Genomic DNA, 13,694 nt, shown 5'->3' on the forward strand with positions numbered 1-13,694 from the left:
ATGCCGGTGAACATTCGCGGGCGAGGCGGACCCCGCCCACTGGCGCCCGTCTCAACACGAGCCGTTGTCGCCGGCGACGTTCAGTCCGACCGAGCGGATCAGCGGGCAGACGATCATCAACGTTCGTCCGTGAGCGACACGCGCCCATCGATGCAACATTTCCACCAAAGAGACAAATGACCGAGGAGACAATTCCCATGAAGGCGATTGTGGTGAGGGACCAGGCCGCGGGAACGGCCGGGATGGCGCTGGTGGAGCGGCCCGAGCCGCCGGCGGCGATAAACGACGTCGTTGTGCGGGTTCATGCGTCGGGGTTCGTCCCGACTGAGATGGCGTGGCCCTCGACCTGGACCGATCGCGCCGACCGTGACCGAGCACCGTCGGTCCCTGGGCACGAGCTGGCCGGGGTGGTCACTGCTCTCGGCTATGGCACGACGGGGCTGTCGGTGGGACAGCGGGTGTTCGGCCTCACGGACTGGCATCGTGACGGCACTCTGGCGGAGTATGTGGCCGTCGAGGCACGCAACCTCGCGCCGCTGCCGGGCGACGTCGACTTCACGGTGGGCGCGAGCCTGCCGATCTCGGGTTTGACCGCGTGGCAAGGGTTGTTCGAGCATGGCCGTCTTCGGGCGGGGCGGAGCGTCCTCGTGCACGGCGCGGCCGGCTCAGTCGGGTCGATGGTGACGCAGCTTGCACGTGAGTTCGGCGCCTACGTCATCGGCACCGGACGTGCGGCCGACCGTCAAAAGACGCTCGACTTCGGCGCGCAAGAGTTCGTCGACCTTGAGAACGACGCGCTGGAAGACGTCGGCAGCGTCGACCTGGTGTTCGATGTCATCGGCGGTGACATCCAGAGGCGGTCCGCGGGCTTGATTCGAGCCGGAGGAACGCTGGTGTCCGTCGTCGGGCCGACCGAGGCGCGGCCCACCGATGGCCTGGCGGTCGACTTCGTTGTCGAGTCCGATCGTGCCCAGCTGGGTGAGATCGTCCAGCGAGTCCGGGACGGACGACTGCGGACCAACATCGGCACCGTCACGACCCTCGACAACGCCGTCGCGGCCATCAACTCAACCGAGCGCCGCAAGGGGAAGACGATCATCAACGTTCGTCCGTAGGGCACTGCGGGCGCGGCCTCCGGGGGCTCGCCGATATTGATCTTGCACCGGCACCACGCCTGGTGCCGGTGTGAATGGTCTTGCTCGTGACAGTTGACCGCAGTTGTTCGCCGCGTGTGACCGCGGCCCTGTTCCGGTGAAGTCGTTGTTCGTGAGTTTTGACCCGCACGATGTCGGCGGCACTCGGAACCAGCGTCGGCAACGCGAAGGTCCTGCAACACCGTGCCCTTCGCCTTGCGGCGAAGGGCACGGGTGATCCGGTTGCGGACTTCACGGTCCCGGAGGGAAGACGCCCTGGCCCGGAGTGAGGATTCCGTCGGGGTCGTAGCGTTCACGGGCTGCCTTGAAGGCGGCCCATGCGGGGCCGTAGTGGGTGCGCCACTCCTCATGCGTGGTGGGTATGGAGCCGACCGGGTACTGGTAACCCCCGACGGCTTGGGCGCGCAGGTAGAGGGAACGGTTGGCCTCCACCATGTCCTGCGGGTTCTCGGCTCCGGGTGAGGCGGTTCTGAGCAGCGTGAAGAGGAAGACCGTCTCCTCGTCGGGCAGGCGCAGCAAGGGCAGGTGCAGGCGGGCGCGAGGGAAGGGATAGAGCAGGACCACGCCGCTGACGCCGACCTCGGTCTCGGTCAGGTCCTTGATGGCGGCCTTCACGAAGGCGTCGGTGCGGCTCGCGGGCAGGAGCATGTTCCACCAGGGATGCGGGCGGTACCACTCGCCGGTGGACTTCAGATAGGCGACGCCTTCGGCGAGCCGGTTGAGGAAGTCGAAGTAGGACATGTCCTGGATCTGCCGGTCGCCGGGCTTGTCGCGCAGACCGTCGAGAAGCCTGGCGTCGTCGGGCGGGGTCGTGCCGTTGAAGAAGGCGACCGCTTCAAGCTGGTGGCTCCAGCCGGCGGAGCCGGTCGGCAGCCCGAGCTCTCCCTCCACGTAGGCGAAGCGGCCGTCGTTGACCACGCGCCGCTGGTCGGCGGTCAGCACGGCGACGCTCGGGTAGGAGAGCAGGTAGTGGCGGACCGTCGCGGGGGCGGGCAGCAGGCGCAGGGTGGCCTTGGTGATGATGCCGCACTGTCCTCTTCCGGCCAGCGCCGCGTGGAAGAGGTCGGGGCGCAGCTGTGCGGAACACCTCCTCAGGCCGGCCTCCCCCGTGACGACCTCCAGCTCCACGACGCTGTCCACCTGGGCTCCGTGGTGGTGGGTCTGGCCGCCGAGACCGCCCACCGCGAGCGTGCCGCCGACCGAGAGCTCCAGGTAGTCGGTGAAGACCGGAGGGGTCAGGTTGTGGGCCAGGGTCGCCTGCGCCACGCTGCTCCAGAGCGCGCCCGCCTCCACGACGGCCGTGTCCTCCCGCACCTCAACCGCGTTGAGCGGGGTCATGTCGATGATCAGACCGCCCGCGACCTGACCCTGACCGAAGGTGGCGTGTCCCTGGCCGCGCGCGGCCACCTGCAGGCCGTGCGTCCGGCAGTACTTCATCATCAGCATGATGTCCGACACGGCGCCGGGCTCCAGCACGGCCCCGGGGGTCCGATGGACCAGGTGCCCGAAGTCGTCGGCCGCCTGGCCGCGCGAGGCGGGATCGGTCACCACCTTGCCCTTCAGCGGCGGCAGGTCGACCATCCCCTGAGACTGGGCGGCGTCGGTGACCCACGTGCGCGTGGACGGGTCGAAGCCGATCACGGCCGCCCCCGCCGTGAGTAACGCCTGTCTCCACGGATGCCACGTCATATCCGATCCTTTCGCAACACGGGTCACGTCGCGTCGATAGTCGCCGACGGCACCCGGCGGCGCTACCCGCACGAAACCCGATGACAGCCACAAAAGGGTTACTACGGCGCTCAGTTCCCACGAGGAAAACCAATGTGAACGATGGGTGGTGCCAATTCGAGACCGCGGTCGGCTTCACCTTTTACGACAGCGCCCCGACCTCGGACATTCGCTGGGTCAGCATCGCAGTCCGATGCACGACCGACGGACTCGTTGGCTACTGCGCGAGCTGGAAGATCGGCTACGGCCCGTCACGCCACCTGGTCGACTCGGTCTGAACAGCAGATTCCCGCTTCACGCTGCTCCCCGCGCACGCGGGGGTGGTCCCGTCCAGAGCCGACCATGCCCGACGATGCCTGGGAAGACACAGGCCAAGGGTCCGTCATGGGCTCCGCGTCCACGTGTCAGGCCGCGAAGCGGTCCGGCATCGCCGCCGGCCGGGTCGCGGCTGCCGACCCGCGACGGGACCGCAACGGGGTGAAACGTCCGGCCGGTAGCGGCAGGCGCCGAGCGTCCCCGGCGGTCACCGCTCGCACCGTGGCGGCCGCTGGGCGGCGGCAGGGCTGTGGGTGACTTCGTACGGACGGTGCCCGGCCCCGAAAGTACCTGCAGTCCGTGGCCGACGAACTCGGCGACCGCCCCCGCTCCATCTCCGGGTTCAAGAAGCCCAAAGAAGTATTCGCCGAGCTACTGACCAGCGGAGTTGCTTTCACCGGTTGAGGGCAGGAGGTCTGTATGCAGGCCATCACTGTTCGAGATCGGGACGCCGGTCTCGCAGGGTTGTCCCTGACGGACATGCCCTACCCTCACGCGGCCGAGAACGACGTCATCGTGCGGGTGTACGCCGCGGGCTTCACCCCTGGCGAGCTGGACTGGCCGGGCACGTGGACCGATCGCGCCGGCCGCGACCGGACGCCGAGCGTGCCCGGGCACGAGCTGTCGGGTGTCGTCGCGGAGTTGGGGTACGGCACCACCGGCCTGAGTATCGGCCAGCGGGTGTTCGGCATGGCCGACTGGACCCGCAACGGCTCACTCGCCGAGTACACCGCGGTGGAGGCCCGCAACCTCGCGCCGCTGCCGGCGGACATCGACCACACCCTGGCCGCCGCACTGCCGATCTCCGGGCTGACCGCCTGGCAGGGCCTGTTCGACCACGGCCGCCTGGCCACTGGCCAGACCGTCCTGATCCACGGTGCTGCGGGCGGCGTCGGCTCGATCGCGGTACAGCTCGCCCGCGAGGCCGGCGCCCGTGTCATCGGCACCGGCCGGTCCGCCGACCGGGACAGGGCGCTCGCCCTGGGCGTCGACACCTTCCTGGACCTGCAGACCGAGAAGCTGGAGGACGCCGGCGAGACCGACGTCGTGTTCGACGTGATCGGCGGCGACATCCTCGACCGCTCGGCCGCCCTGGTCCGGGCCGGTGGCACGCTCGTCACCATCACCATGCCGCCCAAGGTCCTGCCCAAGGACGGGCGGGCGGTCTTCTTCGTCGTCGAACCCGACCGCGCCCGGCTCACCGATCTCACCACTCGGTTGGGGGACGGCCGGCTCAAGCCGGTCATAGGTGCTGTGCGGCCTCTCGCCGAAGCACCCGCCGCGTTCACCTCCGGCAAACGCATTCCGGGCAAGACGATCATTCGCGTCACGGAAGACTGAACAGGAGACCATTCGTGATTGGAACACGGATCGCCGGTGGCCTCCTGGCCGCCGCCACACTGACTGCGGCCGCGGCCTGCTCGACCTCGGACCAACCCGCCCATGCCAAGGAGCCGACCGCGACTGTGGCATCGACGCGCCCCTCCGAAACCCTCAAACCGCTGCTCCAGCAGGCCCTTCCGAATGTGAAGGGCAAGACGTTCACCTCGGCGATCGTCGACTTCCCGCCCAACGCACGCGCGATGCCACACCGCCACGGCCAGGCGTTCGTCTACGCCTACGTCCTCGAAGGCACCGTGCGCAGCAAGCTCGACGGCAAGCCCGTGGGCACCTACCACCAGGGCGAGAACTGGGTCGAGCAGCCGGGCGCCCACCACGTCCTCACGGAGAACACCAGCCGGACCAAACGGGCCAGGCTTCTGGTCATCTTCGTCTCCAACACCGGAGACAAGCTCAAGGTCGACGACCCGAGGTCGTAGCCCGGGGCACGCAGCGGGCGGCAACGCTCCACCCGAACTCTGCCCCCTGCGGGCGGCTACTACCTCACCCAGAGCTCCCAGTACGGGCTGTCCCAGCGGCAGTCGTACTGCGTGTACGGCCCCGCGACGAGGATGGCGGTCGCCCCGTCAAGGCAGCCTTCGAGGGTCCGGTAGGCCCCCTTCCCGACCCAGCCCGTGGTCGAGGCGTCGGCGGGGGTAGCGACGGAGAGGGTGCCGGCGGCGAGGGCACCGGCCACCGCCAACGTCGCGCCGAACCGTGCGGCTTTCTGTCGCATGAGATCGTCCTTCCGGGATGAGCGGCGCGCGCCGCCGTGCGAACGAACCCACGCTAACACCAGTTGATCTTGAATCCAGGATCGATGTCGATCTTGGTTGGGCACGTGCGTGTGCGCCGATGAGAGCCACCGGAGCGGGCGTCGACGACCATCCGATCCACCAGTCCTGGCTGAGGAGGATGTCGTCAGAGTTCCACTGGCTTGTGAACCATCGCTGCCGAAGGACTTGCCGGTCACACCGCAGATACGCGTGCAACTCCCGCCCTCGGCCTCCCTACCGGCCGAACTATGATTCGGCCTCGGGCTTCCAAGATCCGTGGAGAAAACGCATGAGTGGTGTGGGCATCGGCACCGGCAAAGTGGTCGTGAACAGGGCAATGTCGCTGGACGGCTTCATCGCCGGTCCTGGCCACGCGATGGACTGGATCGCCGAGTACCTGACCGCGGACACGTTCCCGGAGGTCATGGCGGCCACGGGCGCCATGCTCGTCGGCCGGGGCACGTACGAGGTCGCCAAGCGTATGGCCGACCAGGACACCACCTACGACGGGGGAGCACAGTTCGTCCTCACCCACACGCCTCCCGACGAACCGGACCCTACCGTCACCTTCCTCACCTGTGGACTCGAGGAAGCCGTTGCCACGGCACGCAGCGCCGCGGGCGACAAGAACCTGGAGATCCTCGGTGCCGACGTGGCCGCTCAGTGCCTGCGGCGCGGGCTCGTCGACGAGATCCTGGTGTATGTCCTACCGGTGCTACTCGGCGACGGCGTCCGCTTCTCGCCCCCAAGCCTCGACAGGATCGACCTGGAACCCTTCAGCAACACCCAGTCGGGCGCCGTCACGATGCTCCGCTTCCGCGTGCGAAAGTAGGCGCGGCCCTCCAATGGCCAGTGCGCTGTCCCTGAGCGTTCGCCGGGCGTGTTCAGGTGGATTGGGGGGCGGACCCGGCGATGCGCCGGGTCCGGCCCTTGTGCGCGTGTGAATCAGAGGCGGGCGGCCGCGAAGGTCGCGGCCTGGCCGGCGTCGCCGCCGTAGCTGAGATGCGCCAGGATGTTGGTCCCGGCGCCGCAGACCGGGTCGCCGGAGGCGCAAAGGTCGAGTGTGCGGGCCTGGTAGGTGCCGGTGACGCTACGGCCGATGGCCCGGATGGGGTTGCCGAAGAGCAGCACGGCCTTGACCTTGGGCTCGATCGTCGCCGGAATCGTTTCGGTGATCGGGCCGCCGACCACCGCGCCGTCGCTGCTGATGCCCATCGAGTTGTCCACGACGTTCGCGCCCTGCGAGTAGCCGCCCAGCACGAAGGTCTGTGCCGGGCAGGCGGCGGCCTGGGCCTTGAGATGGTCGACCAGGTCGGTGTTGCCCTTGCTGGCCGAGCCGCTGGACAGATCCGCGGGGTAGTTCACCGCGTAGGCCGACCAGGACTTCGCAGTGATCTTCTGCTGCAGGGCGGAGTAGACCGGGTCGCCGACGATGGCGCCGAGCGTGCCCGGCTCGCCGGTGCCGCGTGCGTCGACGAACTGCGCGTCGGAGCAGGTGGCGGCGTGCGCGGTGGCGGGTGCGACGGCGGCCAGGCCACTGGCGATGAGCGCTGCGGCCAGGAGTGAGCGGGGATGCATGGGGGCGCCTCCGATGGCGTACGGCCGGACGGGGTTCCGGCGGGCATCCGCATCCTTCGTCGGACCGCATTTGGGTCCTATGGCGCGCGGAGCGCAATCGGGGCGGGGAACTCTGGTCGGCGATGAATAGCCGTCGGACCGAAATCAGGATTTCTGTATGCGCAGATAGGCGTGCAGTGCGAGCATCAGCTCCAGCCGATGCTCGGGCTCGATGGGCGCGCCGTCGAAGAGCTCCTCGAGCCGGTGCAGCCGGTACCGGACGGTCTGCTGGTGCACGGCGAGCCGGTCGGCGGTCAGCGCCGTGTTCTCCCCGCACTCCAGCCAGGTCAGCAGCGTCAGGCAGAGCTGGTGGCGACGGGCCGGACTGAGCCCGAGCAGCGGGGCCAGCCGCCGTTCGATCGCGGCCTCGATGAGGCCGGCGCCGGACGCGGCGACCAGCGTCACCACGTGGTCGACGCTGCGCAGCAGACCCGCCGGGTCCAGCACGCCGGCCCGCACCAGCTCAAGGGTCTGACTGGCCCAGCGCAGCGAGACCGCACCGCCGGTCAGCGGCGTGGTCGGGCCGAGCGCCGCCACGCCGATCCGGGCCAGCGCGGCGGCCAGCCGGTGCTGCCCCGGGCCGTCCGGATCCGGGAAGATGACGTACGAGACGGGGTCGGCCCAGTGCGCCAGCACGGTCGGCGGCAGGATCGGCGGGGCGGACTGCTCGCGCAGTACGGCGGCGACCCCGATGGTGCGGGGTGGTTCCCAGCCCGCCGAACGGGCCAGCGCCACGATGGCCGCCTCGCTCGCGGGCGGATCGGCCACGATCAGATCACGCAGCCGGGCCCGGTCGCGCTCACGGTCCGAGCGGGACTCGTCGGCGAACCCGCGCGCGGCGGCCGCGGAGATCTCGTCCAGGAAGCCGAACAGCATGTCGGTCAGCGCGGCCAGCGTGTCCCTGGACCAGTCCAGCCGATAAGCGTCCTTGATGAGCCGGCGACAGGCGACCCGGCCGCCGGCTCTGATCGCGGTCTCCAGCCGTTCCAGGCTGCCGCCCTGCCGGGCCTCCCGGGCGCCCAGCCCGGCGTACATCTCGATCAGATCGTCGAGCCGCACCGGGCCGTCGGCCGCGGCGGCCTGCATGAAGCGCTCGACGGTCCGGGTGATGTTCTGCCGCATCCGCCGGGCGTACGGGCTGCCCGCGGAACGCGCGTACTCCGGAACCTGGCCGCAGATCTCGTCGGCCATCTCCTGGGTGACGGCGCGCAGGTGCGGCAGCAGCAGCCCGGCCAGGTCATCGGGCCGCTTCCGGCGCAGCGGGACGGGGGCATGGCTCATCCGACGAAGCGCAGCAGCTCGCTGGACACGACCCCGGGACGGCCGCCGTACTGCTGCGGGGACGCGGTCAGCCCCTCGATGTGGTGGTGGTACGGCGCGACCACGACCGTCGCGTTGGGCGGCGTGCTGCCACCGAACCCGATACCGGAACCCGCCTTGATCCGCAGGGCCGGCCGCCGCGCGACGCCGTCCGGGTAGCGGAGATCGGCCAGGAACGACAGGCTGCCGGTGATCGCGTTGGGCACCGGGAAGTCCTTGTCCTTGATGCCCGGACCGTGGAAGAAGCCCAAGCCCGACTGCGACGGGGCGGCCGGCGACACGAGCGTAGCCGTACGGGAGATGCGCATGGCGATTACCTTCGTCGCTGCTTTACTCGCGAGTAAAGATCCTTGACGAGAAGGTACGCATCTCGCACCATGCCGTAAAGGGCCCAATCGGCGGTCAGGACCGACCGTGCTGGGCCGGGGAGCCGCGTTCCGGGGTGTGGCAGGGTCCCCACGTGGCTGTCACGGCCGGTTGCGGGGCTGCCACACTGGGGTGCATGGCACGTGAGCACCAAGGCGGCAGTGAGCTGGGGCGCTTCTTGCGCGCACGCCGCGCCCGGGTCACGCCGTCTGAGGTCGGCCTGTCGGCGGGACCCGGCCTGCGCCGTACGCCCGGGCTGCGCCGCGAGGAGCTGGCGACCCTGGCCGGGGTCAGCATCGACTACTACACGCGGCTGGAGCGCGGCCGGGAGACCAACCCCAGTCCGTCCGTCGTCGATGGCCTCGCCGCCGCGCTGCTGCTGGACGAACCTGAACGCGAACACCTGCGCGACCTTGCCGCCTGCGCCGCGCGCGGTGCCGCGCCGGAGCGGTCGGCCACCGTCCTCGCCCGGACCGTGGATCCCGGCCTTGAGCTGATGCTGGAGAGCCTGCGCCCCCATCCCGCGCATATCGTCAGCCGCACCATGGACCTGCTGTCCGCCAATCCCGGCGGGCTGCGGTTGATGGCCGAGCTGGAGGACTGGCCGGAGAACCAGCGCAACATCGTGCGCTACGTCTTCCTCCACCCCACCGCCCGTGTCCTGTTCGACGACTGGGAGAACCAGATTCGCGGCTGCGTCGCCCGCCTGCGCGCTCTGGCCGGTATCGAACCGGACGCCCCCGACCTGACCGGCCTCGTCGACGAACTCCTCGCGAAGAGCCCCGACTTCGCCCGCCTGTGGGAGCGCTACGACGTCAAAGGCCACAGCCACGGCACCAAGACCTTCCATCACCCCGACGCCGGGACCTTCACCTTCGCCTACCACTCGCTCCAACTGGAGGACGGCTCCGGCCGGCGCCTGGTCGCCTACCACGCGGCACCCGGCACCCCCGAGTACGACGTGATGGTCGCGCTCGACCGGGAGCCGGCCGCGGCAAAGGCGACCACGCGGGAACCCCGGCATCGCTGACCTCACTTCCGGCCGAGCACGCCCGCCCCTGCGGAATGAGCACCGTAGGAGCCGTCGCCTTACGGTTTGACGAGGACCTTCAGCGCCTCACGGTCGGCCATGGCGCGATAGCCGTCCGGTACGCCGTCCAGACCCACGGTGCGGTCGAACACCCGACCCGGCTCGATGCGGCCCTCCAGGACGTCCGGCTTCGGTCATCGCCCACGGATTCCACTCATCCCGGCCGAAGCTCATGCATCCCAGGCCGATGCGGGAGACGCGCAACCCGGACTTTCCCAGCCTCGTGTACTGCATGCGTTCCTCATTCTTCGTGTCGGTGGCTTCCTCCGGCACGCTATTTCCGACCCACAGGGGTTAGGGAGGACGCCTCAGTGCCCCGGTAACGGGACCGCCGGAGGCCACGACGGTGGGGGCCGGACCCCCGGGTTGGAGGTGGATCGCAACCCTAACTCCGACACAATGTAGTAGAAATGCCACCGGAAGCGACAACCCCCTCCATCCCCACCCGAGGTAAGCAAGACATCCACGACGGCCAGCGGCCACCCGCCAGCCTGGATTGCTGCAGCACGCCAGGTCCTACTATCCTTTGTAGGAGATGCTCATCGATCACGTCGGTCCGAGACATCGACCACAAGGTCGCGTGCGCCGTGAACCCCGCCAGGTGCGGCGAAGGAGTCACTCGCCCGTCTGGGCCCTCTCCGGACGTGAACGGCCACTTTCCAGGCATGCACCGACCGGAGCCGGAGTGCCGTGCGGCGCGTGACAGTGACCTTCGACGTGTTCGACGGCGTCGGGCGCCCGACGTGGATCGAGGGCGAAGAGGGCCTCACGTGGCGCGTGGAAGCCGTCATCGATTACTGGCGGCATCCCGATCTCGGCAGGTACCGCTTCGTCCCGGGACATCGAGCCGAAGCGGAACGCTGGCGCCTGACCGTCGTCGGCCCGCTGCCAGCCCGTCCATCGCTCATCGGCGAGCAAGAGGTCGTCCTGCTCACGTTCGGCGAAGGCATGAGCTGGTATATGGATCTCAATCGATAGGTCACAATGGTGCGGGCTCAGGGATGGAGGCGGACAGGTGGCGATCGCAGGGCCGCTCGAGCGAGCGATCATGGAGGCGCTGTGGGATGCCCAGAAGCCGCTGCTCATCCGCGAGCTGATGGAGAAGGTGAACGCCGGATCCGCGAAGCGGTCGGCATACACGACGGTGCAGACCGTCGCTGACCGGCTCGTCCAGAAGGGCTTCCTCGCCCGCACGGCGGACCGCAACGCATGGCGGTACGCCCCGACGCGCAGCCGTGAGGATCACGTCGCGCAGGTGATGGCCGAGGCACTGGCGGAGACCACCGACCGCGGACCCGTCCTGGCCCGGTTCGCCGAGACCATCGACCCGCAGGACGCGCACCGGCTCCTGGTGGAACTCGCCCAGCGTTCGGCCCCCACGGAATCACGTCCGTGAACACCCTCGCCACGCTCGGCGCGGTCACCGTCGCCCTCGGCGCCAGCGCCGGCCCGCTGCTGAGCCGGAGCGCCTGGTGCCAGCGGATTCCCCGGATCGCCGCACTCGTATGGCTGGGAACCCTGGCGGGCACGCTCGCCGCGCTCATCGGCGTCATCGCGGTGGTGTCGACCGGCCGGCATGGCCTGGTGCACCGCGTCGCGGAACGGGTGGCCGACTGCTGGCACCATCACAACGGAGGCGGCGGTCCGGCCTCGTACGCCTTCAACGTCGCCCTTCTCCTCAGCGCGGTCGCCGCGACGTACGTGGCCGTCAAGCGGTACCGGCGCACCGTGACGCAGCGCCGTCGCCATCAGGAGGCACTGCAGTTCGTCGTGCGGTATCCGGGCGATATCGACGACGTCTGCGTTCTCGATCACCCGATACCGATCGCCTACTGTGTTCCGTCACGGAAGCGCCCGATCGTGCTGAGCAGCGGCGCTCTCGACCAACTGGAGGACACCCAGCTCCAGGCGGTCCTCGCCCACGAACGGGCACACCTGCGCTACCGCCATCACTTGTTCCTCACGGCCGTCGACGCGCTCGGGGCCGCGCTGTTCTGGCTGCCGACCTTCAGTGACGCCCGCCGTTGCCTGCCCATCCTGCTGGAGATGACCGCCGACGACGTCGCCGCCCGACGTTGGGGTCGCCACGTGGTGGCGGTCGCGCTGCGGAAGCTGGCCATCGCGCCGAACCCGATCGGCGGTCTGGCCGCTCACAGTGCCGGTGCGTCAGCCCTCGATCGACGGCTCGCCCGGCTCGAGACCTCGCCCGCCATCGCCGACAACGGCCTCACCCGGCGCCTGACGTGGATCACGGCGATGACCTCCGTCGCCCTGCCGACCGTGATCTCGGCGAGCTGGCTCGCCACGACGCCGTTCTTCTGCTGACCAGCCCAAGCGCCGCCACGTACGGCACGCGCGGCAGCCCTCTCGCCAGAGCCTAACTCCTACCTGACATAGGAGAGGTCCGGTCGGACATCTCCCCCGGCCTCCGATCCGCTCCATGACGGCGAGAAGTCCGCGCGGCAACGGCGGGATCGGAGGATGGTCGAGGCGGCAACCCCCGCACCGATGCGATCAGCGCCGCCGGCCTCGTCGGACTCACACCGACACCCGCCATCATGGCGTCCGGCACCGAGCCCCGCTCCCCGACGTACGCCGCATGCCGAGGTGTCACGCTTGGTCAGAGGACGCATCCGCTCGGTCCGACAGGTGGCAAAGCGCGCCAAAAATCTCCTACACTCCGTCAGAGATCGGCCGCCCCATGCTTCACACGAGGCACGGCCGACCGCCGAATCCCACGAGGGAACCGGGGACCCGAGATTTGAGGGGCGAATCCGGAGCGTACGACGCTCCGGTAGGGCTACTCCGGCCCGAGCCCGACAGCTAACCCGGTAGGCGGCCAAGGAGAGGAGCTCTCACGTGGCGTTCTATCGCCCGGTCACGAACGCGTACGCCGCAGGTCACCTGCGGCGGCCTCGATCGCTCAGGCTGTACGCGGCGGTCTCGCTCACGGTCACCGTGGCCCTCATGGCGGCCCCGGCCGAGGCCGCGCCCAAGCCGTCGGCCGCGGCGGCGAAGAAGGAGCTGGAGAAGCTCAACGGCCAGGTCGACAAGATCGTCGATCAGTACAACAAGGCCAAGACCGAGCTGGACGCCGCGAAGAAGAAGCTCAAGGCGCTCAACAGCCAGGCGAAGAGCGAGAGGCGCGTCTACGAACGACTGCACGCCCGGGTCGCGCAGATCGCCGCCGACGCGTACAAGACCGGCAGCCTCGATTCCACCACCGCCACCGTGCTCGCATCCAAGGACCCGGACGCGGCGCTGAACCAGATGTCGGCGTTCACTCAGCTGTCGAACAACCGCGGGCAAGAGCTCGCGGCGTTCCTGGCCTCCACGCAGCGTCTGCGCCGGGAACAGACGGAGGCCCAATCCGCCTACCAGACCGTCTCGCAGAAGGCGTCCGAGCTGAAGAAGCGCAGGGCCACCGTCGAGAAGGCCATCGCCAAGCAGAAGAGCCTCCTGCGCAAGGCCGGTGAATCCGCGAGCCCACCCGGCCCGGGAGCCGGTGGCACCTACAACGGGCCTGCCTCGGGGCCGGCGCGTAAGGCGGTGGAGTACGCCTACGCCCAGATCGGCAAGCCCTACATCTGGGGTGGCACCGGCCCGAAGGGTTACGACTGCTCCGGGCTGACGATGATGTCCTGGCGCGCCGCCGGTGTGAACCTCCCGCGGGTCGTGCCCGACCAGTACGCCGCGACTCGGCATGTCTCCAAGTCCGACCTGCAGGCCGGTGACCTGGTCTACTTCCTCGGCATGGGTCACGAGGGCATGTACGTCGGCGGCGGGAAGTTCATCCACGCGACGAAGACGGGTGACTTCATCAGGCTCGACAGCCTGTCGAATCCATACTGGGTAGCCCATTACGAGGGCGCCAGCCGCCCGTGACGGTTCTCACGCGGCGGTACCGCGAGTTGTCGGACCGCACCGGAAGCCCTCACGACCTGAATC

14 protein-coding genes, 1 pseudogene and 1 riboswitch are annotated in these 13,694 nt (G+C 69.2%); of the genes and pseudogenes, 10 read left to right on the forward strand and 5 right to left on the reverse strand.

Annotation, left to right across the window (positions count from 1 at the left end; all coding sequences use genetic code 11):
• The first annotated feature begins 176 nt into the window (after positions 1-176).
• Positions 177-1,115 carry an NADP-dependent oxidoreductase gene (locus ACYVF7_RS29415; protein ID WP_460347137.1) on the forward strand — a complete coding sequence of 313 codons (939 nt, stop codon included), beginning with the start codon at positions 177-179 and terminating at the stop codon, positions 1,113-1,115.
• A 270-nt stretch (positions 1,116-1,385) separates the two neighbouring features.
• Here the strand turns inward: ACYVF7_RS29415 and ACYVF7_RS29420 are convergent, their stop codons facing one another.
• On the reverse strand, positions 1,386-2,843 hold the full coding sequence (locus ACYVF7_RS29420) for an FAD-binding protein (protein WP_460347139.1): 1,458 nt from the start codon (positions 2,841-2,843) through the stop codon (positions 1,386-1,388).
• A gap of 642 nt (positions 2,844-3,485) precedes the next feature.
• Here ACYVF7_RS29420 and ACYVF7_RS29425 point away from each other — a divergent pair.
• The 3 genes and pseudogenes from ACYVF7_RS29425 to ACYVF7_RS29435 form a co-directional block, all read left to right on the forward strand.
• A pseudogene (locus ACYVF7_RS29425) lies at positions 3,486-3,602 on the forward strand (IS30 family transposase); the annotation flags it as partial.
• 75 nt (positions 3,603-3,677) lie between these two features.
• Complete coding sequence (locus ACYVF7_RS29430; RefSeq protein ID WP_460347141.1) at positions 3,678-4,538, forward strand: NADP-dependent oxidoreductase; 861 nt, start codon at positions 3,678-3,680, stop codon at positions 4,536-4,538.
• A gap of 14 nt (positions 4,539-4,552) precedes the next feature.
• On the forward strand, positions 4,553-5,017 hold the full coding sequence (locus ACYVF7_RS29435; protein WP_460347143.1) for a cupin domain-containing protein: 465 nt from the start codon (positions 4,553-4,555) through the stop codon (positions 5,015-5,017).
• A gap of 59 nt (positions 5,018-5,076) precedes the next feature.
• Here ACYVF7_RS29435 and ACYVF7_RS29440 read toward each other — a convergent pair whose 3' ends face one another.
• A complete protein-coding gene (locus ACYVF7_RS29440) occupies positions 5,077-5,313 on the reverse strand; it encodes a hypothetical protein (RefSeq protein WP_460347145.1) in 237 nt (78 codons plus the stop codon).
• A 329-nt stretch (positions 5,314-5,642) separates the two neighbouring features.
• Between ACYVF7_RS29440 and ACYVF7_RS29445 the strand changes: the two genes are divergently transcribed.
• Complete coding sequence (locus ACYVF7_RS29445; protein WP_460347147.1) at positions 5,643-6,185, forward strand: dihydrofolate reductase family protein; 543 nt, start codon at positions 5,643-5,645, stop codon at positions 6,183-6,185.
• 113 nt (positions 6,186-6,298) lie between these two features.
• Here ACYVF7_RS29445 and ACYVF7_RS29450 read toward each other — a convergent pair whose 3' ends face one another.
• The 3 genes from ACYVF7_RS29450 to ACYVF7_RS29460 form a co-directional block, all read right to left on the reverse strand.
• Positions 6,299-6,931, reverse strand: coding sequence for a cutinase family protein (locus ACYVF7_RS29450; RefSeq protein WP_460347149.1), 633 nt, complete (start codon positions 6,929-6,931; stop codon positions 6,299-6,301).
• A 144-nt stretch (positions 6,932-7,075) separates the two neighbouring features.
• Positions 7,076-8,251 carry a PucR family transcriptional regulator gene (locus ACYVF7_RS29455; protein WP_460347151.1) on the reverse strand — a complete coding sequence of 392 codons (1,176 nt, stop codon included), beginning with the start codon at positions 8,249-8,251 and terminating at the stop codon, positions 7,076-7,078.
• The gene (locus ACYVF7_RS29460) at positions 8,248-8,598 is read right to left on the reverse strand and encodes a hypothetical protein (protein WP_460347153.1); all 351 of its coding nucleotides are present in this window, start codon (positions 8,596-8,598) and stop codon (positions 8,248-8,250) included. The genes ACYVF7_RS29455 and ACYVF7_RS29460 overlap by 4 nt, the downstream gene beginning before the upstream one ends.
• Before the next feature lie 194 nt (positions 8,599-8,792).
• On the opposite strand from ACYVF7_RS29460, the gene ACYVF7_RS29465 reads away from it, so the two are divergent.
• The 5 genes from ACYVF7_RS29465 to ACYVF7_RS29485 all read left to right on the forward strand — a co-directional run bounded on the left by ACYVF7_RS29465 (position 8,793) and on the right by ACYVF7_RS29485 (position 13,631).
• Positions 8,793-9,686 carry a helix-turn-helix transcriptional regulator gene (locus ACYVF7_RS29465; protein ID WP_460347155.1) on the forward strand — a complete coding sequence of 298 codons (894 nt, stop codon included), beginning with the start codon at positions 8,793-8,795 and terminating at the stop codon, positions 9,684-9,686.
• A 759-nt stretch (positions 9,687-10,445) separates the two neighbouring features.
• Positions 10,446-10,724 (forward strand): hypothetical protein, encoded by a 279-nt coding sequence (locus ACYVF7_RS29470; RefSeq protein ID WP_460347157.1) that lies wholly within the window; start codon positions 10,446-10,448, stop codon positions 10,722-10,724.
• 37 nt (positions 10,725-10,761) lie between these two features.
• Positions 10,762-11,142, forward strand: coding sequence for a BlaI/MecI/CopY family transcriptional regulator (locus tag ACYVF7_RS29475; protein ID WP_460347159.1), 381 nt, complete (start codon positions 10,762-10,764; stop codon positions 11,140-11,142).
• Positions 11,139-12,071 carry a M56 family metallopeptidase gene (locus ACYVF7_RS29480; protein ID WP_460347161.1) on the forward strand — a complete coding sequence of 311 codons (933 nt, stop codon included), beginning with the start codon at positions 11,139-11,141 and terminating at the stop codon, positions 12,069-12,071. The genes ACYVF7_RS29475 and ACYVF7_RS29480 overlap by 4 nt, the downstream gene beginning before the upstream one ends.
• A 391-nt stretch (positions 12,072-12,462) precedes the next feature.
• Positions 12,463-12,600: riboswitch (cyclic di-AMP (ydaO/yuaA leader) on the forward strand.
• A 5-nt stretch (positions 12,601-12,605) separates the two neighbouring features.
• Complete coding sequence (locus tag ACYVF7_RS29485) at positions 12,606-13,631, forward strand: C40 family peptidase (RefSeq protein ID WP_460347163.1); 1,026 nt, start codon at positions 12,606-12,608, stop codon at positions 13,629-13,631.
• Positions 13,632-13,694 lie beyond the last annotated feature (63 nt).

This window comes from Actinoallomurus acanthiterrae (genome assembly GCF_054775715.1).